This window comes from Actinomadura terrae (assembly GCF_022751215.1).
Classification (GTDB): Bacteria; Actinomycetota; Actinomycetes; order Streptosporangiales; family Streptosporangiaceae; genus Spirillospora; species Spirillospora terrae.
In genome coordinates this window covers 619,033-635,756 of sequence record NZ_JAICDG010000001.1, presented here as the reverse complement: position 1 = coordinate 635,756, position 16,724 = coordinate 619,033, and the positions used below count along the sequence as shown (strand labels likewise).

The window sequence follows — 16,724 nt, the reverse complement described above, 5'->3', positions numbered from 1 at the left end:
TCAGGCGCTTACGGGCGCGTGCCAGCGCGGCGCGCGGCGGTAACGGGGGCTCCACACGAACCGGTGCAGGACGCGCACGGGCGGCGGCACGGCGCCGAAGACCTTGCGGCGCATGCCCGGGTCCGCGCCGTCCAGCAGCCAGGGGAAGAACATGGCGGCGCTCCCGATCTGGTGGCGCTGCTCGGCGCCGAACGCCTTCCACTCCTGCACCGTGAGCAGTTCCTTGACCAGCGGCAGCGCGTCCTGCTCCTCGTGCTCGCAGTGGTCGCCGAGCTCGTCGGCCAGCAGCCGCGCCGCATCGGCGAGCTGTTCCGCCGACCCGGCCGCGACCGCGCCGCCGACGGCGTCGAGCAGCGTGTCGAGACCGGCGTGCTCGTCCTCCATCCGGGTTAGTACGCCCCGATCCGCCCCCTTCGCCCGCAGGACGGGCCACAGATGCGTGTCCTCCGCCGTGTGATGGACGTGCAGGAACGTCTTGAACCGCTCCCACCCGGCCCTGACCGCCGGGCTGGAGGCGTCCCCGCCCTCGGCCATCGCGGCGAGCCGTTCGAGATCGCGCTGGAACGCGTCGTGGACGGCGTACATGAACGTGACGTCGATATCGCTCATTCAGACCCCCTCGTCGTGCCGTTTCGCACCTATGAGGGTCCGGACGCCGCACATGTGACAGCGCCCCGCAGAATGAGTTTCAGGTCACACAACCCCGTCCCATGTCACACTCCCGGGCCCCCGGCCCCTCAGAAGGGGGACAACGCACAGGAGGTCGACGCCCATGGAAGCCACCGCGACAGAGGTGTTCGCCGACCACCGCGAACTGCTGTTCTCGGTCGTCTACAACCTGCTCGGCAGCGTCGCCGACACCGAGGACGTCCTCCAGGACGCCTGGCTCGCATGGACGGCCCGCGACCGCCCCGAGGTCGAGAACCCGCGCGCCTACCTCGTCCGGATCGCCGTCAACACCGCCCTCGCCCGCCAGTCGGCCATCAGCCGCCGCCGCGAGACCTACGTCGGCCCCTGGCTCCCCGAACCCCTCGTCGCCGAGCCGGGCGCCGAGGAGACCGCCGAGCGCACCGAGGCCGTCTCGATGGCCCTGCTGGTCGTCCTGGAGACCCTGACCCCCCTGGAGCGCGCCGTCTTCGTCCTGCACGAGGTCTTCGGCTACGCCCACACCGAGATCGCGGGCATCCTCGACCGCAGCCCGTCCGCGATCCGCCAGCTCGCCCACCGCGCCCGCGAACACGTCCACGCCCGCCGCCCCCGCTACCAGGCCGACCCCGGCGTCCAGCGCCGCGTCACCGAGCAGTTCCTGCACGCCGCCCTCGGCGGCGACATGGAGGCCCTCCTCAAGCTCCTCGCCCCCGACGTCACCCTGTGGACCGACGGCGGCGGCAAGGCCAAGTCCGCCGCCCTACGCCCGATGACCGGCCGCGAACGCGTCGCCCGCATCATCACCGGCACCTCCGTCAAGGCCCCCGGCGACCTGGAGATCCGCTACCGCACCGTCAACGGCGACCCGTCCGCCGTCCTCTTCGAGCACGACGCCCCCTTCGCCGTCATGGTCCTCGACCTGAGCCCCGAAGGCGACAAGATCGCCGGCATCTACGCGGTCGCCAACCCCGAGAAACTAACCCGCGTGGACCCGTGACCGGCGGGCCCGCACGCGCCGCACGAGGTCGTCCGCCGCCTCCGGCCACCGGGGGTGCTCGAAGGCAAAACCCGCCTCGACCAGACGGCCCGGGACGACGCGGCGGCTCTTCAGCAGCAACTCCGTGTCCGAACGCAGCGCCAGCGCCCCGATCTCCGCCATGCCCCTCGTCGCGGGAAGGCCCAGCGGGACGCCCCACGCGCCCCGCAGCGCGCGCATGAACGCGCGCTGCGGCAGCGGCCCGGGAGCGGCGAGGTTCACCGGCCCCTCAAGATCGTCCCGCCCGATCAAAAACTCGACGGCGCGGACGAAATCACGATCATGAATCCACGACACGTACTGCTTCCCACCCGCGACCGGCCCACCGAGCCCGAGCCGCGCGAGCCACAGCAGGACGTCGAAGACACCGCCGCGATCGGGGCTCATCACCATGGCCGAGCGCAGCGCGACCTTGCGGGTGGACGGCGTGTCGGCCAGCTCCTGCTCCCGCTCCCACGCCTTCGCGATCTCGACGCTGTAGCCCCAGTACCGCGGGACGCCGGGCTCCCCACCCCCGATCACGCCGGTCCCCTCGTCGTTGGGGGCGTCGAAGCGGTGGGCGTAGATGGTGGCGGTGCTCATCTGCAACCAGACCCGGGGAGGCCGCACCGCCGCCGCGATCGCCTCCCCCACCACCCGCGTGGACCGGACCCGCGAATCCATCATCTCTTGCAGGGTGATTGGCGAATAACGGCAGCTCACGCTCCGCCCAGCCAGATTCACGACGACATCGGCCCCGTCGACCTCCCGGGCCCACCCGCCCAACGTCTCCCCGTCCCACCGCACCTCACCCTCACGCACAGGACGCCGCGTAAGCACCACGACCTCATGCCCAGCAGCCCCAAGCCCCCGCTTCAAAATCGAGCCCACCTGCCCAGTCCCCCCAGGCACCACAACCTTCACAGCCCACCTCCCGGCATCCACCAAGAAGCCTAACCGAACCTTTGAACACGTTCAAAAATTCAGCGCCAAGGCGGCCTACCCCCCGTTCACCAAGACCTTGAGGCTCCGACCCTCTCCTGACTCCGCCTACCGGTCGTACCGTCCGGCGCGGATCTCCCCTATCAACACCCCGAAGGCCCGACGCCCGAGCTCCAGCCGAGGCCCGTCCGGATCCTTCGAGTCCCGCAGGGCGATGACGGCCCCCATGGCCACCTCGACGCAATCTCCACCCGAGGCGTCACTTCGAGCACTCTTCTGCCAAGCGGCAAGTTCAACGCAGTTGCCTCCTTCTGAGTCACTGCGAGAGCTCTTGCGCCAGCTTACGGACGACAGTTCGAGGGGATTCACGTGTCCTCCATGATGCTCCGTATCAGTGCGGTCGATTCCGTCACCGACAAGGCCTGGCCTCTGATCACGCTGAACAGTACGGCAAGGTTCCGGACAGCCGCCACATCGCCGAGCATCTGACCGTTCCCACCCGTGCCCTCCACGTATGCGACATCCGGCGCCCCCTCGAAGCCAAGGATCTGAAATCCAGTCGGATGGAAGACGGGCGCACCTGCGGGGATCACTTGGAGGCAGATGTTAGGTTGCTGTGCTAGATCCAAGAATTTCTTGCACTGCTCGGAACGAACCACCGGCAAGATGTCGCGTATGACGGCTTCCCCGATCAACAGGAACACGAGGAACTTCGGGTCGGCCAGTATCGACTGCCGCTCCATCCGAATCGCTACCAGCTCGTCGATCTTATCCGCGCGCAGGCCTGTGCTGAACACGAGCCGCGCGCACTCCTCAGTCTGGAACAGGCCAGGGACGAGCACGGGTTCATAGATGCTGACTTCTGCCGCCTCTTTCTCGGCTTCGATCAAGGGCCGGAAGCCGCTGGGAATCAGACCGTGCTTGCGGGCCTCCACGTGCTTCTCCCACAGGCGGCGGAACAGGCCGCCCGTCTGGAAATAGGTGTCGAGGTCGTCGGCGAGACCCTCGGACGGGGCCTTCTCGAACGTCTCCACCTTGGCGAGCCACTGCGGAGTGCACCCGAGCGCCGCCGCGACCTTGTTGCGAGACAGGCCCGCCATGTCACGTCGGGCTCGCAACTCGGTCACGAACACTTCCTGGTAGGTAGAGGGGTTGGTGTCGCGTGGGGGTGGCATCGGGTGTCTCCCGGGTGTCGGGCCGCCTGCTCGGGTGCTCGATGGGTGTGAGCGGTTCGTAGCTCAGGGTAATCACATCTTGCGAGACTCGTCCACGAAATCCCGAACTCCGGCATCGAAGGGGTCTCGTCTCATGGAAGATCAACTGGACGCGGTCGAACGGATATGCACCTGGTACCTGCACTGCGCCTACCAATGCGTCCTTTCCCTCGCTCATGACACGACGCTTCTGCTCACCCTCGAACGCTCGCCAGGCGTCCCGCCCTTCCGTTTCGCCGACCGTGCGCAGGCCGCGCAGTGGTATGCCGAGGAGAAGGCGAACCTCGTCGGCGCGGTTCGGGCCGCCGTTGCGAGCGAGCACCCGGAACTCGCCTGGCGGCTCGCGCTCGTCCTGGAACGGCTCTATGCGAGCTACAACCATTTTCAGGATTGGCAGGTCACGTCACTGGCGGGGCTGGAAGTGGCGCGAACCCTCGGCCAGCGTGAAGCTGTGGCCGCTCTGCGTGAAAGTCTCGGCCGACTCTGCCGGATGACGTCGCGGCTCGACGAGGCCGATGAGCATCTGCGCGCGGCGATCGCGATTCACCGCGAACTCAATGACCGGCTCAGCACCGTCAAGGCACTGAACGGGCTCGGCTGGGTCAACCTGTTCGCGCACCGGCTGGAGCGGGCACGCGCCGACCTGGAGGAGGCATTTTCGACCGTCCGCGACCTCGACGACCCGTACTGGACGGCCACCATCCAGTTCAGCCTCGGCTACACCCTTCTCCAGCTCGGACGCCCCGACGACGCGCGCGACCTTCTCACCGACTCGCTCGCCACTTTCCGCGAGTTGGACGACCGGCTCTACGAATCCACCGTCCTCACCGCGTTCAGCCTCTTGGAGCGCAGGCACGGCGAGACGGCGAGGGCCGTCGCGACGGCAGCGGAGGCGGTGGCGATCGTCCAGGAGATGGAGACCCCGCTGTGGGAGGGCACGGCGCTGCTGTATCTCGGCAAGGCCGAGCTGGCGGACGGCAGGCCCGAAGAGGCGCTCGTCACCACCCGGCACGCCGCCGTGATCTTCCGCCAGGAGGGCGAACCGAGCCGCGAGGCCATGGCCCTGGACGTCACCGGACGCGCCTACAGCGCACTCGCCCGGGCCGCTGAAGCCGCCGACTTCCACCGCCGCGCCGCCGCCGTGCACCGCCAGGCGGACGATCGATGGAAGCACGCTCGGAGCCTTACCTACCTCGCCGACGCGCTTCAGGCCACCGACAACCGGGACGAGGCAATCCGGCACCGGCGTACAGCGGCCGCAATACTCGACGACTACGACGACCCCAGATCCGTGGCGCTGCGGACCGCCCTCAGCGAGAGGTGAAGGTCACCACTCGAACTCGCCGAGAAGCTCCCTGGTCTCGGCGTCCGCGTCCCGCGCGAGTTCCGCCTTCAGGGGCCGCTCCGCGACCACTCCACGGCTGATATCCGACCGCACCCAGGACGGGACGTAGCCGAGAAGCAGCAGCCGCCGATATCCGGCGTCGGCGCTGGACGGGACCGTCCGGTGCCAGAGATTGGCGTGGATGAGCACCGCGTCGCCCGGCTCGAAGAACAACTCGACCTGGTCTGGACGGTCGTTCTGGTCACCGAGCGGAAACCGCGGATCACGCCCTAGATGCGAGCCCGGAAGGAGACAGAGAGCCCCTTCCTTCTCTGTTATCCGGTCCAGATAGACGAGGCAGTGAATCTGGTGCGGGTAGCTGAAGAGAACTGGAAGGGGATCGGGAATCACCGGCAGGTGCGCATGCCACGGCACCGCGACGCCCGGACGGCCCGCGTGGTTGAGCCGGGCCTCCAGATCGACCCACACCTGCGGGCCGAGTAGCGTCCGCGCGATCGACAGCGGCGGTTCGAGCCGGAGCAGCGGGTGGAAAACCGCGTCCTTGTCGAGCAGCGCCCGCAGGTAGATGCTGTCGCCCGGCAGGCTCTCGGCCTCGGGACGGTCGGCCTCGGCCTCCGCCAGCCGAAGCACGGCCTGCGCGAGGACGTCCGAGATCGCGCCGTCCAGCAGGCCCCTGAGGACCAGGTAACCCGATCGGACGAGGGTGTCGAGCTCTTCCTGGCTCGCCGAAGTCTCGACCGTGCGGCGGGGGTAGCCGGCCCCCTGGTCGTTGATCACAAACTCGGTGCTGAGGCGCGTCCCGTCCGCGCGCATTCACTCACCTCCAGCTATGAGGCGCCGGTCAGCGGCGCGGCACCTCCAGGTCGCTACCGCGGATCATGGACAGGAGTTCGGCGAGCGGGAACGACCGGTCAGAGAACTCCCGCCAGGCCGTCCTCGCCTGCTCCAACCGCTCCGGGTGGTCGTTCTGATTGACGTACAGCAGCTTTCCCGCGTCGTCATAACTGAAGTCGACGACGAGCTCGTCGTCGAACAGCCACGTATCGGTGTAGACGACGTCCGGAACGTCCTCGCGGAAGATGAAACGAATGTCCTCACCGGCCGCACGGTTGACCGCATAATACCAGTCGATCTCGAACTGGAGATACGGCGTGAGCGTGTGCTCGATGATATGCACGCGCCCTATGTACTTGCCGCCGGCGACGCTGTCACGGACGTTGCGCGCCCACTCCTCGTTCCGCTCGGGCGGCAGCGGAGAGCCAGAAAGATACAGGTCAAAGTTTGCGAGTTCTTCTTGGAGGGAGTAGACGGCGAGGGTCTCAATGCAGGTCGCCGACGACTTGAATTCCTGAAAGAACCGCCCGACCTGCTCCGCGTTCAGAATAATGGGAGATCTCCTGAGCTGGACGAACGAGTGTAGGCCAACCTCTCCGATCACTCGGCCGCGAGCGCCCGCTCCAGTATGTAACGAGGAATCTCCACTGCGCTCTCACCAGGCGGCAGAGAAAGACCCACCTTGTCCGAGTCGACGACGAAGCCCTGCACGACAATCGTCTTGTTCTCTGTCTCATACACCGCGGGACACGGGCCGTTGCCGCAACCAGACCCACCGATCAACTTGAGTGCCATGATACGAGCCTCTCGCCTCGTGGTTGCTTTCCTAGGCTTTATATCCCGCATAATTCAGCGAGTCAATCCCCTGGGAAAACACCAAGCGAGCCGACCTCAAATCAGATTTCACGCATCCATAATGAGGATCTACCAGATCATCCCACCTCTCACACGACACCCATGCGGCACCCTGGCCGCTGTACGTGCGCGCCGGTCGCTCAAGCCACTGCGGGTCGTCGAGGTCTCGCAGCGAGGCCAGCAAACCCGTCCCGCTCTCCGCGACCCGCACATCGTGCCGTGGCACCGGCGACGCGATCTACACGAGGTAAGGCGAGCCCCACGGCCGTGTCCCGCCGTGGGGCCCTCGTCCGTCCCTGAGCCTTGCCTACCGGTCGTACCGCCCGGCGCGAATCTCACCCAGCAGCACCCCGAAGGCCCGCCGCCGGAGCTCCAGCCTGGGCCCCTGCGGGTCCTTTGAGTCCCGCAGGGCGATGACGGCCTCGTCCGTGGCCACCTCGACGCAGTTGCCCCCCTCCGAACCGCTCCTGCTGCTCTTGCGCCACTCGGCTACCTCCACGCAGTCGCCTCCCGAGGAGTCGCTTCGGGAGCTCTTGCGCCAGTGCACGGATGTCGGAACCCAGGTACTCACGTGCTCTCCATGATCGTACGGATCAGCTCTCCGGACTCTTCCGCCGCCAACGCGGCGGACCTGATCATATTGAAGAGTATGGTGAGTCTTCGCACCTCCGCGAGATCCGTGACCATTTGTCCGTTGCCCCCTGCACCATCGACGTACACGACATCCGCACTGTCGTTGAACGAAAGTACTTGAAAGCCGCTACCTTGGAACACGCGGGCCTTCGAGGGAATCACCTGAATTGAGACATTCTGTTCGGCGGCCAGGTCGAGCAGACGCTTGCACTGGCCTTCCCGAATCTCCGGGTGAAGATCTCTGATGACTGCCTCCCGGATGAGAAGGAACACCAGAGGAGGATCAGCCTTCGCCAGAAGCGACTGCCGCTCCATCCGAACAGCCAGGAGTTGCTCCGCCTTGTCTGCACGCTGCTCTGCCAGAAAGACCAACCGAGCGTTCTCCTCCGTCTGAAATAGACCGGGGACCAGGAGTGGCGCGAACATGCTGAACTGCGTGACCTCAGGCTCCATCTCAGCCAGTGGACGGAAGCCGCTGGGGATCAGGCCGTGCTTGCGGGCCTCCTGGTGCTTCTCCCACAGGCGGCGGAACATACCGCCTGTCTGGAAGTAGGTGTCGAGGTCGTCGGCGAGGCCCTCGGACGGGGCCTTCTCGAACGTCTCCACCTTGGCCAGCCACTGCGGAGTGCACCCAAGCGCCGCCGCGACCTTGTTGCGAGACAGGCCCGCTATGTCACGCCGGGCCCGCAACTCGTTCACGAACACTTCCTGGTAGGCGGAGGGGTTGGTGTCGCGTGGGGGTGGCATCGGGTGTCTCCCGGGTGTCGGGCCGTCTGCTCGGGTGCTCGGTGGGGGGTGAGCGGTTCGTAGCTCAGGGTAACCAGACGCTGGGAGGCTCGTCCGCGAAATGCCGGACACCGACCTCACAGGGAATCCCGTCCATGGACGATCAAGAAGACCTGCGCCTCCAGTTGGAGTACCCCACGTGGCACATTCGCCGGATTCCGGCGATGGACTGCTTCATGGCGACGCGGCTCGGCCGTCCGCTGACACAGCGGGAGCTGTTCTACGGCCTGCACACCACGATCATGAAATGCACCTGCGAGGAGTTCGAGGAGGCCCTTGCCGACCAGCGCAGGATCGAGGAGGGTTTGTGATCCTCTTCTGCGTCATCACCGGCGTCACGCTCGTGGCGGCCCTGTTGTTCACGCTGGTCGTCGGAGTGATCGGCCCTGACATCGGCTATGTCGGACGGCATCGGGTGACGCCCCTGCGTCCCGTGGAAGAGCGGCACGCCATTAGCTCTCGTCGTTCATACCATCGAACACTTGGCGGACGGAGTTCCCAATCGTGCGGCGGTCCACGGAGCGGATCCGACGGGTTGAGGATCACCGCGCCTTTGAAATGATGACCATTACAGATCTTCGGAGTGGTTTCCGGATCCGGCCATCGGTCGGCTTTCCGGGAAAGCACGGGGCCGCCTGAGGCCGGGGGTGGTTACGCTGCCACCGGCATCAGTCCTTCAGCGGACGGGGGCGTCCTATGGCGAAGAAGCCCGACCCCAAAGTCATCGAGGTCCACCGGCACACCCTGTCCATAGGTCCCGATTACCAGGTCTACCAACTGAGGAATGTCGCGCGGGTCCAGGTTCTGGACTGGAAGCCGGATCTCGGATATGGGCCTCTTTCAGCCGTCCTCTGGAAGATGATCCTGGCTGTCGCCGCGGTGGTCGCGGCGGCGGTGTGGACGAACTCTGCGGCGTCCGAATCCACGGCGTCCGGTTCTAGGGAGCGATGGGTGCTCTTCCTCGGCCTGGCCGGGGCCGTGCTCGCCCTCCGGTTCCTCTACCAGGCGATCCGCATCGCCATGAGGCGGACGCGGTGGGCGCTGGTGCTGGAGACGACGGGGGTTCCGATCGCCATCATCTCCGGCAGGCGCCGCGAACCGGTCGTCGAACTGCACCGGTTCATCGTGAACTCGATCGAGAATCCGCCCGCGCACGTCCTGTCATGGAATATCGGCCACCTGAACATGGTCGGTGGAGACCAGATCAACCAGTCGGGCGGGGGTAACAAGTGGGGAAAGGTGCTTAATGGGTGACTTCAACTTTGTCGGCGGAGACCAGATCAACCAGTCGGGGGCGGGCGACAAGCAGGGCAAGATTGTCTATTCCGAGCACGCGCGCAACGACGCGGCCCGGGACCTGGCCGAACTGATCACGCTGCTGCGGGACGCGGGGCTCGTGGACGCGAGCGGTGACCCGACCGACATGCCGCGCCTGCGCGCCGAGGTCGCGCGCCAGCGGAGCAGGTTCGCCTGGCTGGCGGAGTTCGTCCGGCGGGGAGGCGAGCCGGTGGCGGTCACGGCGACCGGCGGCACGATCGCGGGTGTGGTGGTCGACGTCCTGCGCCAGCTCGGGTCCTGACCCCGGCCCCGAGCGGGGGCGATGGGCGGTGGGGTGGTCGGCGGTGGGAGACTCGGGCGAGGGTCATCACGCGCTGAGCAGGGGGGACGTATGGATTTCAGGCTTGAGTTGGTGACGGTGCCCGTTTCCGATGTGGATCGCGCGAAGGCGTTCTACGTCGAGAAGGTCGGGTTCAAGGCCGATCACGACCACCAGGTGAACGAGCAGATCCGGTTCGTGCAGCTCACGCCGCCCGGGTCGGCGTGCTCGATCGCGATCGGCACGGGGCTGGAGGACGGCATGGCGCCGGGCTCCGTCCAGGGCCTTCAGCTCGTCGTCGCCGATGCCGACGCCGCGCGGGCGGAGCTGGCGGGACGGGGAGTCGAGGTCAGCGACGTCCACGAGTTCCCCTGGGGCCGTTTCGTCTTCTTCAAGGACCCCGACGGCAACGGGTGGAACGTCCAGGAGCTTCCGCCCCGCGGCTGATCTTCCGTCGCCGGTTCCGGGACCCCTCTCGCCGGTCCCCTGCCTACGCTGAGCCGCCCAGGAGGCCGGTGAGGGAGGCGGCATGGCATCGGTCGGACGAATGGTGTGTGGCGCCGCGGCGTCGGTCGTGCTGGTTGTCGGGTGCTCCTCGGATGATGGCGGGGGCACGGCCGGTAAGGGCAGTGCGCCTGTTCGGAGCAGTGCGGCGGCGCCGAGTGCGGCGATGGTCACGTGGGTGGAAAGGTGTGCGCCCTGGATTTCGATCTCAGGACGCAGACGAGCGCGATGCGGGTCGCGGCGCTCAGCCTCGTCCCGCGCAAGCCGACGGCGCAGCAGATCGCGCAGATGATCGGTGTGGCGCGTAAGGACATCGAGGACAGCGTGGCCAAGTTCGAGAGGCTTGGTCGGGCGCCTGTCAATGGCGGGGACCAGGTCGTGGCGGCTTATGTCACGGCGTTGAAGGACGCGCTCGGCAAGACCCGCCGGGCTGAGAGGGAGGCGAAGAGCGCTTCGCCGTCCGATCTGCTCACGGCCTATCTCCCCCAGGAAGTGGCCGGATATCTCGAAAGGGCTGTGCCGAGGGGGGCCGACCTGCCGTCGCTTGTGGCTCGTGACGCCGCTCTCCGACAGGCGTTCCAGCAGGCCAAGGACTGCAAGGGAAGCCAGCCGCTCACCGCCACACCTGCCCCGACGGTGTCACAGTCCTAGGCCGCGGCCGATGATCTCTTTCATGATCTCGGTGGTGCCGCCGTAGATGGTCTGGATGCGGACGTCCTGGTAGGCCCTGGCCACGGGGTATTCGGTCATGTAGCCGTAGCCGCCGTGGAGTTGCAGGCAGCGGTCGACGACTGTCTTGCAGAGTTCGGTGTTCCAGTATTTGAGCATGGCGGCCTCGTCGGCTTCGAGCTCGCCTCTGCCTTCTTTGGCGATGCACTGGTCGGTGAAGGCGCGGGTGACGGCGAGTTCGGTCTTCATCTCCGCGAGGGTGAAGCGGTTGTGCTGGAACCTGCCGATCGGGCGGCCGAACGCCTCGCGGGTCTTGCAGTAGTCGAGGGTCTGCTCGAATATCTCCTCGGCGGCGGCCTGCGCGCTCACGCCGATGGCCAGGCGTTCGCGGACGAGGTTCTGCATCAGGTAGACGAAGCCCTTGCCCTCTTCGCCCAGGAGGTTCGAGCCGGGTACGCGGACGTTGTCGAAGAAGAGTTCGGCGGTGTCCTGGGCGTGCAGGCCGATCTTTTCGAGATTGCGGCCGCGTTGGAAGCCGTCCATGCCGCGTTCCACCACCAGGAGGCTCACGCCCTTCGCCCCGGCGGACGGGTCGGTCTTCGCCGCGACGATGATCAGGTCGGCCAGGACACCGTTGGAGATGAACGTCTTGGAGCCGTTGAGGACGTAGTCGTCGCCGTCCCTGGTCGCGGTGGTCCTGATGCCCTGGAGGTCGGATCCGGCGGCGGGCTCGGTCATCGCGATACCGGTGATGATCTCGCCGGAGCAGTAGCCGGGCAGCCAGCGCGCCTGCTGCTCGGGGGTGCAGAGGCGGCGCAGGTAGCCGCCGTTGACGTCGTTGTGGACGGAGAATCCGGGGCCATGCGCCCCGGCCTTCGCCAGTTCCTCGTTGAGGACGACGTAGAAGCGGTAGTCGGTGTTGCCGCCGCCCCCGTGCTCCTCGGGCATCTCGATACCGAGGAGGCCCTGGCGCCCGGCGGCGAGCCACACGTCGCGGGAGACGACGCCGTCCTTCTCCCACTGGGCGTGGTGCGGCGTCACCTCCTTGGCGAGGAAGGCGCGGACCATCGCGCGGAACGCCTCGTGCTCCTCGGTGAAGATCTCCCGTGCCATCCGGTCGGCTCCCTCGGTAAGCGCGTCCTGATACGAATTTAATGTAACACTGGCACTGTCATATGGAGGGGAGGCGGGATGGAGCTGACCGTCGACGAGCTGGCCGCGCGCGCCGGGGTCACCGTCCGCACCGTGCGCTTCTACGCGGGACGCGGCCTGCTCCCCCCGCCCAGGCTGCGCGGACGCACGGGCCTGTACGGCGCCGACCACCTCGCGCGGCTGGAGCTCGTCCGGGAACTCCAGTCGCTCGGGCTGACGCTCGCGGCGATCGAGCGGCACCTGAAGAAGATCCCGCCGGACGCGTCGCCCGAGGACCTCGCGTTGCAGCGGGCGCTGCTGTCGCCGTGGGCGCCGGAGCGTCCCGAGGAACTCGACCGGCACGAGCTGGACCGGCGGGCGGGGCGGCATCTCAACGACGACGCGCTCACACGGTTGGAGGCTCTCGGCGTCGTCGAGCGCGCTCCCGGCGAAAGCAGGGTGCGGGTGATCAGTCCCGCGCTGCTCGGGGTCGGGGTCGAGATGGCGGCTCTGCCGTTGCCCCTGGACACGCTCGCCGCGTCTCATGAGGCCGTCGAACGGCATACGGAGGCTTTGGCGGCAGAGTTGCAGGAAGTGTTCCAGAAGACCGTCGTCCGGCCCTATAGGGAGAGCGGGCGTGCGGCTGAGGAGCGCGAAAGGCTGATGGAACTCGCGGGGCGGCTCAAGCCGCTTCTGATCCAGTCGCTGGTGACGTCTTTCCAGCGGTCGGTGGACAAGGCGATTCGCCGTTCCGCCGACCGGTGAGGCTCAGGAGTTCTTCCACTCCTGCGACTCGTATTCGACCAGGCGGGGGTGGACGAGGGTGTTGACGTCCACGTCGCGGGCGCGGCGGTCCTTGGGGAAGACGGTCGCGGCGCGCAGGACGTCCGGGTCGAGGAAGCGCAGGTCGGGGACATCCGGCGGCAGGGCTAGCGTCGGCGGCTGCGCGGTGGGCGCGGCGAGGACGAAGCCCCAGTCGCCGAAGCTCGGCACGTCCACGTGATAGGGGGTCGTGGCCAGGCCCGCGGCGGCGATCGACTTCTGGATGCTCCAGAAGGACTTCGGCGCGAAATACGGGGAGCCTGATTGGACGACGATGCGGCCGCCCGGTGCGAGCGCCCTTTTCACCAGGCCGTAGAACTCGACCGAGTACAGCTTCGCGGTGGAGACGTCGTCGGGGTCGGGCATGTCGACGATGACGGAGTCGAACTGCTCGCCCAGGCTGCGCAGCCAGGAGAACGCGTCGGCGTTGACGATTCGCGCGCGCGGGTCGTCCAGAGAATGGCGGTTGAGGGACGAGATCGGGCCGTAGGTGCGCGCCAACCGGATCATCTCCGGGTCCAGCTCGACCAGCGTCGCGGTGCGGACGTCCCGGTAGCGCAGCACCTCGCGCAGCGCGAGGCCGTCGCCGCCGCCGAGGATGAGCACGCGCCCGCGCGGCCCCGACATCAGCGGGTGGACGAGCGACTCGTGGTACCGGTACTCGTCCACGGAGGAGAACTGGAGGTCACCGTTCAGAAAGAGACGTGTGTCGGACGGGCCGGTCAGCTTCCGGGTGATGACGATCTCCTGGTACGGAGTCCGTTCGGAGAGGGCGATCGGGTCGGAGTAGAGGGCCTGCCGGGCGGACACCTCAAATCCGTCCGCCAGCGCATACGTCCCGGACAGGGCGGCCAGCACCGCGACCATTCCGCCCCAGAGGGCGGTGCGGGCGACGCGTCCGAGCTGGGCGCGGAACAGCCACAGCACGACGGCGATCCCGGCGACCGCGTTCACCACGCCGACCAGCAGCGCGCCCTTGATGTGCCCGAACGTCGGCAGCAGCAGGAACGGGAACGCGAGGCCGCCGACGAGCGCGCCCACGTAGTCGGCGGCGAACAGGTCGGCGACGGCGCTGCCCGCGTCCTGCCGCCGGATCCGCTGGAGCAGCGTCATCAGCAGCGGGATCTCCGCGCCGATCAGCGCGCCGACCGCGAACGCGACCACGACCAGCGCGGGGACGTACAGGTCGAGCCACGCGAACGCCGCGTACAGCGCCAGCACCGACAGGCCGCCGACCAGCGCGAGCGCGCCCTCGATGATCGCGAACGCCGCCACCGGGCGGGTTTGCAGCGGCTTGGCCAGCAGCGACCCGACGCCCATCGCGAACACCATCACCGACAGGACGATCGACGCCTGCGTGACCGAGTTGCCGACCAGGTAGCTGCCGAGCGCGACCAGCGCCAGCTCGTACACCAGCCCGCAGGCCGCGCAGGTGAAGACGGCGGCCAGCACGAGCGCCCGCGCCGCCCGCGCGGGCACGCTCAGCCCCGTTCCCTCCGCGACGTCGGGGGCGGTCAGGAGACCGCCCCGGCGACGATCGCGGCGACGGCGAGGTCGGCGGCGGCGACCACCCAGCCCGCCGGGTGCACGGCCGTGCCGTCCACGAGCGTCGCGCCCAGCTTGCCGGGCGTGATGAGGTCGAGCAGGTAGAACGCGACGATCATGAGCACGATGCCGAGCAGCCCGTAGACGGCCGTGTCGACCAGGCCCTCGGACAGGTCGGAGTCGCTGGTCACGATCGCCGTCGTCACGATCGCGCCGGTGCCGAGCAGCTTGACCGAGAGCAGCAGCGCGGCGCCGCGGTTGCCCTCCGTCCAGATCTGGTGGCCGAGCCGCCCCGGCGTCGTCACCTCGACGACGAGGTAGCCGAGCGCCATCAACGCGATGCCGAGCGCGCCGTAGGCGAGCGTGGCGCCGCCCTCGTGCAGGACGTCGTTCATTCGGTGCTCCTCACTTGCCCGGCCCTGCCCCTCTGTCTGACGCCGCTCGTCCGCCTGACGCCGCCCAGTTGCCCCACGCCGGTCACTTGCCCCACGCCGCTCACTTGCCCGAACCCGGGCCGCCGCCGCGGAACGATCCGACTCCCCTGCTGGTCCAGCCGTTCGTCCCGGGGCTCGCCCAGTAGCCGCCGACGTGGGAGTGGTAGCGGCTGTATCCGCTGGAGGGGGTATCGACGGTGATGCGGCTGCCCGTCCCGTCGGGCAGGACGCCCACCACGAGCTTCGGGTAGCGCAAGAAGATCCCGCCCCGCGGGCCGAGCGTCGTGAGGTCGTTCACCCGGTCGATCGGCTTGTGCTTCTTGTTGATCTCCGCGGCGACGCTCGGCGGCGGCTTCGGCGAGTGGTAGGTGCCGACGCCCGTCTTCCGGTACTTCTTGGCGATCCACTTCTGCGGGGAGCCGCCGCCGTGCCGCAGCGTGGCCACCAGCACGATCGCGGCGATCACCGCGGCGGAGATCCCGCCGATCACCCAGTACTTCCGGCTCACCGCCGCCTCACCAGCCGGCTCCGCGTCATCACGATCTCCCGCGTCTGGGGGTAGGCGTGCCAGGTGCGCCAGCCGATCCCGGTCTCTTCGGCGTCCTCGCCGTCCTCGCCGTGCTCACCGTCCGCGTCCAGCGCCAGGGCCGTGACGGCGTGCCGGGAGCCGGGGAACGCCCCGGTCAGCGCGTCGTCGCGGCCCAGCAGCCGGGCGCACACCGCCTCGACGGCACGTCCGAACTCCGGGGCGCCGCCGTGCGCGGACGTCGTGGCGGTGAACTCATAATCCCAGCTGGGGAGCGTCGTGGCGGCGCGTCCCGGCAGCGGCTCGGCGCCGTGCGGCAGGCACGCGACTGTCTCGCTCAGCGGCCCGGCGATGACCTGGTGGGACGCGCCGAGCAGGCGCAGGTGCACGGTCAGGCCCGCGCGCCGCACCGGCAGGACGGCGAGGGCGTCCAGCGGCGGCAGCCCGAGCGCGAACGACAGCGCGTCGGCGCGCGAGTCGGCGAAGGGGGTGTCGAGCGTGGCGAGCATCAGCCGCTACCGGGGTAGATCGTGAGAGCGCCGGTCGGGACGCGCTCGCCGAGCCCCGCCTCCCACTGCCCGCCGCCGTACTGCTCGAACGACAGGTAGCGGCCGCGCGGGCCCTCGTAGTCGACGTACTCGACGCGGCCCCGGACGCCGACGCCGGTCGTCCCCTCGCTGGTGTAGTCGGCGGTGCCGTGCTCGTCGCGGCGGTACTCGACGCCGTCGACGACGAGCGTCCGCTCGCCCGGGGACAGGCCCGCCGGGTCGTGCTCGGTCCACCAGACCACTTCGAGGTCGGGGTCCTCCTCGACGGAGATCCACACCTTGCCGCCCTCGCGGGTGTCGGCGTCCAGGAGGTGCTCGCTCCAGGTGAAGCCGCCCTCGCGGAGCCGCAGCGAGCCGCGCACGAAGTAGCGGGTGCCGAGGTACTCGACCATGTCGCCGGCCTTCAGCGTCCGCGGGTCGCCGGCGGGCAGGTCCTCGGCGGCGAACGGGTCGCGCGGCGCGGGCGCGGGGGGCGGTGCGGGCGCGCGGCGGCGCAGCAGCAGCACCACGATCAGCGCGATCAGGGCGACCAGGATCAGCGCCAGCAGAATCCCTATCGCGGTTCCACCCACGGACACCTCCGGCTCTCGCCTCAGATCGCCTCGCCTGCCTCACGGCACGGACCTGCGGGATCATACCGATAGTCACCCGTCAAGCCCATACCGCTCTCAGACGC

Annotated in this window: 23 protein-coding genes; 8 read left to right on the top strand and 15 right to left on the bottom strand. The window is 68.3% G+C overall.

Annotated features, from left to right (window positions below; genetic code table 11):
* Positions 1-609 (bottom strand): hemerythrin domain-containing protein, encoded by a 609-nt coding sequence (locus K2F47_RS02775; protein WP_242901058.1) that lies wholly within the window; start codon positions 607-609, stop codon positions 1-3.
* Positions 610-772: 163 nt separating this feature from the next.
* Between K2F47_RS02775 and sigJ the strand changes: the two genes are divergently transcribed.
* Positions 773-1,645, top strand: coding sequence for an RNA polymerase sigma factor SigJ (gene sigJ / locus K2F47_RS02770; RefSeq protein ID WP_242901057.1), 873 nt, complete (start codon positions 773-775; stop codon positions 1,643-1,645).
* Here the strand turns inward: sigJ and K2F47_RS02765 are convergent.
* From K2F47_RS02765 to K2F47_RS02755, 3 genes are all read right to left on the bottom strand, one after another.
* A complete protein-coding gene (locus tag K2F47_RS02765; protein ID WP_308198356.1) occupies positions 1,625-2,575 on the bottom strand; it encodes an epimerase in 951 nt (316 codons plus the stop codon). The genes sigJ and K2F47_RS02765 overlap by 21 nt on opposite strands.
* A 138-nt stretch (positions 2,576-2,713) precedes the next feature.
* Complete coding sequence (locus K2F47_RS02760) at positions 2,714-2,974, bottom strand: DUF397 domain-containing protein (RefSeq protein ID WP_242901055.1); 261 nt, start codon at positions 2,972-2,974, stop codon at positions 2,714-2,716.
* A complete protein-coding gene (locus K2F47_RS02755; RefSeq protein ID WP_242901054.1) occupies positions 2,971-3,732 on the bottom strand; it encodes a helix-turn-helix domain-containing protein in 762 nt (253 codons plus the stop codon). The genes K2F47_RS02760 and K2F47_RS02755 overlap by 4 nt, the downstream gene beginning before the upstream one ends.
* A 181-nt stretch (positions 3,733-3,913) precedes the next feature.
* Between K2F47_RS02755 and K2F47_RS02750 the strand changes: the two genes are divergently transcribed.
* Entirely contained in the window at positions 3,914-5,143 is a 1,230-nt protein-coding gene (locus tag K2F47_RS02750) for a tetratricopeptide repeat protein (RefSeq protein ID WP_242901053.1), read from the top strand.
* Between the two features lie 3 nt (positions 5,144-5,146).
* On the opposite strand, the gene K2F47_RS02745 is transcribed toward K2F47_RS02750, so the two are convergent.
* From K2F47_RS02745 to K2F47_RS02725, 5 genes are all read right to left on the bottom strand, one after another.
* A complete protein-coding gene (locus K2F47_RS02745; protein ID WP_242901052.1) occupies positions 5,147-5,977 on the bottom strand; it encodes a phytanoyl-CoA dioxygenase family protein in 831 nt (276 codons plus the stop codon).
* A gap of 28 nt (positions 5,978-6,005) precedes the next feature.
* Entirely contained in the window at positions 6,006-6,602 is a 597-nt protein-coding gene (locus K2F47_RS02740; RefSeq protein ID WP_242901051.1) for a DUF6879 family protein, read from the bottom strand.
* Positions 6,599-6,793, bottom strand: a complete 195-nt coding sequence (locus K2F47_RS02735) for a hypothetical protein (RefSeq protein WP_242901050.1) — start codon at positions 6,791-6,793, stop codon at positions 6,599-6,601. Before K2F47_RS02735 ends, K2F47_RS02740 begins: the two co-directional genes overlap by 4 nt.
* A 367-nt stretch (positions 6,794-7,160) precedes the next feature.
* A complete protein-coding gene (locus tag K2F47_RS02730; protein WP_372490831.1) occupies positions 7,161-7,352 on the bottom strand; it encodes a DUF397 domain-containing protein in 192 nt (63 codons plus the stop codon).
* Positions 7,353-7,420: 68 nt separating this feature from the next.
* Positions 7,421-8,185 carry a helix-turn-helix domain-containing protein gene (locus K2F47_RS02725; protein WP_242901049.1) on the bottom strand — a complete coding sequence of 255 codons (765 nt, stop codon included), beginning with the start codon at positions 8,183-8,185 and terminating at the stop codon, positions 7,421-7,423.
* 182 nt (positions 8,186-8,367) lie between these two features.
* On the opposite strand from K2F47_RS02725, the gene K2F47_RS02720 reads away from it, so the two are divergent.
* The 5 genes from K2F47_RS02720 to K2F47_RS02700 all read left to right on the top strand — a co-directional run bounded on the left by K2F47_RS02720 (position 8,368) and on the right by K2F47_RS02700 (position 11,024).
* A complete protein-coding gene (locus tag K2F47_RS02720) occupies positions 8,368-8,583 on the top strand; it encodes a hypothetical protein (protein ID WP_242901048.1) in 216 nt (71 codons plus the stop codon).
* Between the two features lie 385 nt (positions 8,584-8,968).
* Positions 8,969-9,526, top strand: coding sequence for a DUF6232 family protein (locus tag K2F47_RS02715; protein ID WP_242901047.1), 558 nt, complete (start codon positions 8,969-8,971; stop codon positions 9,524-9,526).
* Positions 9,519-9,851, top strand: coding sequence for a hypothetical protein (locus K2F47_RS02710; RefSeq protein WP_242901046.1), 333 nt, complete (start codon positions 9,519-9,521; stop codon positions 9,849-9,851). The genes K2F47_RS02715 and K2F47_RS02710 overlap by 8 nt, the downstream gene beginning before the upstream one ends.
* A 111-nt stretch (positions 9,852-9,962) precedes the next feature.
* Positions 9,963-10,316: a glyoxalase superfamily protein gene (locus K2F47_RS02705; protein WP_242901045.1), complete on the top strand. Its 354-nt coding sequence runs from the start codon at positions 9,963-9,965 to the stop codon at positions 10,314-10,316.
* 243 nt (positions 10,317-10,559) lie between these two features.
* Positions 10,560-11,024 (top strand): hypothetical protein, encoded by a 465-nt coding sequence (locus K2F47_RS02700; protein WP_242901044.1) that lies wholly within the window; start codon positions 10,560-10,562, stop codon positions 11,022-11,024.
* Here the strand turns inward: K2F47_RS02700 and K2F47_RS02695 are convergent.
* On the bottom strand, positions 11,013-12,155 hold the full coding sequence (locus K2F47_RS02695) for an acyl-CoA dehydrogenase family protein (protein ID WP_242901043.1): 1,143 nt from the start codon (positions 12,153-12,155) through the stop codon (positions 11,013-11,015). The genes K2F47_RS02700 and K2F47_RS02695 overlap by 12 nt on opposite strands.
* A 78-nt stretch (positions 12,156-12,233) precedes the next feature.
* On the opposite strand from K2F47_RS02695, the gene K2F47_RS02690 reads away from it, so the two are divergent.
* Positions 12,234-12,938, top strand: coding sequence for a MerR family transcriptional regulator (locus K2F47_RS02690; RefSeq protein ID WP_242901042.1), 705 nt, complete (start codon positions 12,234-12,236; stop codon positions 12,936-12,938).
* A 3-nt stretch (positions 12,939-12,941) separates the two neighbouring features.
* On the opposite strand, the gene K2F47_RS02685 is transcribed toward K2F47_RS02690, so the two are convergent.
* From K2F47_RS02685 to K2F47_RS02665, 5 genes are all read right to left on the bottom strand, one after another.
* Positions 12,942-14,513, bottom strand: coding sequence for a polyamine aminopropyltransferase (locus K2F47_RS02685; protein ID WP_443611969.1), 1,572 nt, complete (start codon positions 14,511-14,513; stop codon positions 12,942-12,944).
* Positions 14,510-14,935, bottom strand: coding sequence for a DUF350 domain-containing protein (locus tag K2F47_RS02680; RefSeq protein ID WP_242901040.1), 426 nt, complete (start codon positions 14,933-14,935; stop codon positions 14,510-14,512). The genes K2F47_RS02685 and K2F47_RS02680 overlap by 4 nt, the downstream gene beginning before the upstream one ends.
* Positions 14,936-15,035: 100 nt before the next feature.
* Positions 15,036-15,482 (bottom strand): DUF4247 domain-containing protein, encoded by a 447-nt coding sequence (locus K2F47_RS02675; protein ID WP_242901039.1) that lies wholly within the window; start codon positions 15,480-15,482, stop codon positions 15,036-15,038.
* Positions 15,479-16,009 carry a DUF2617 family protein gene (locus K2F47_RS02670; protein ID WP_242901038.1) on the bottom strand — a complete coding sequence of 177 codons (531 nt, stop codon included), beginning with the start codon at positions 16,007-16,009 and terminating at the stop codon, positions 15,479-15,481. The genes K2F47_RS02675 and K2F47_RS02670 overlap by 4 nt, the downstream gene beginning before the upstream one ends.
* On the bottom strand, positions 16,009-16,620 hold the full coding sequence (locus tag K2F47_RS02665; RefSeq protein WP_242901037.1) for a DUF4178 domain-containing protein: 612 nt from the start codon (positions 16,618-16,620) through the stop codon (positions 16,009-16,011). The genes K2F47_RS02670 and K2F47_RS02665 overlap by 1 nt, the downstream gene beginning before the upstream one ends.
* Between the last annotated feature and the right edge of the window lie 104 nt (positions 16,621-16,724).

Excerpts from the sequence above, each read along its gene's own strand:
- K2F47_RS02695 (WP_242901043.1), bottom strand. The coding sequence starts at position 12,155 with ATGGCACGGGAGATCTTCACCGAGGAGCACGAGGCGTTCCGCGCGATG.
- K2F47_RS02715 (WP_242901047.1), top strand. The coding sequence starts at position 8,969 with ATGGCGAAGAAGCCCGACCCCAAAGTCATCGAGGTCCACCGGCACACC.
- K2F47_RS02680 (WP_242901040.1), bottom strand. The coding sequence starts at position 14,935 with ATGAACGACGTCCTGCACGAGGGCGGCGCCACGCTCGCCTACGGCGCG.
- K2F47_RS02750 (WP_242901053.1), top strand. The coding sequence starts at position 3,914 with ATGGAAGATCAACTGGACGCGGTCGAACGGATATGCACCTGGTACCTG.
- K2F47_RS02735 (WP_242901050.1), bottom strand. The coding sequence starts at position 6,793 with ATGGCACTCAAGTTGATCGGTGGGTCTGGTTGCGGCAACGGCCCGTGT.
- K2F47_RS02690 (WP_242901042.1), top strand. The coding sequence starts at position 12,234 with ATGGAGCTGACCGTCGACGAGCTGGCCGCGCGCGCCGGGGTCACCGTC.
- sigJ (WP_242901057.1), top strand. The coding sequence starts at position 773 with ATGGAAGCCACCGCGACAGAGGTGTTCGCCGACCACCGCGAACTGCTG.
- K2F47_RS02670 (WP_242901038.1), bottom strand. The coding sequence starts at position 16,009 with ATGCTCGCCACGCTCGACACCCCCTTCGCCGACTCGCGCGCCGACGCG.
- K2F47_RS02775 (WP_242901058.1), bottom strand. The coding sequence starts at position 609 with ATGAGCGATATCGACGTCACGTTCATGTACGCCGTCCACGACGCGTTC.
- K2F47_RS02720 (WP_242901048.1), top strand. The coding sequence starts at position 8,368 with ATGGACGATCAAGAAGACCTGCGCCTCCAGTTGGAGTACCCCACGTGG.
- K2F47_RS02710 (WP_242901046.1), top strand. The coding sequence starts at position 9,519 with ATGGGTGACTTCAACTTTGTCGGCGGAGACCAGATCAACCAGTCGGGG.
- K2F47_RS02745 (WP_242901052.1), bottom strand. The coding sequence starts at position 5,977 with ATGCGCGCGGACGGGACGCGCCTCAGCACCGAGTTTGTGATCAACGAC.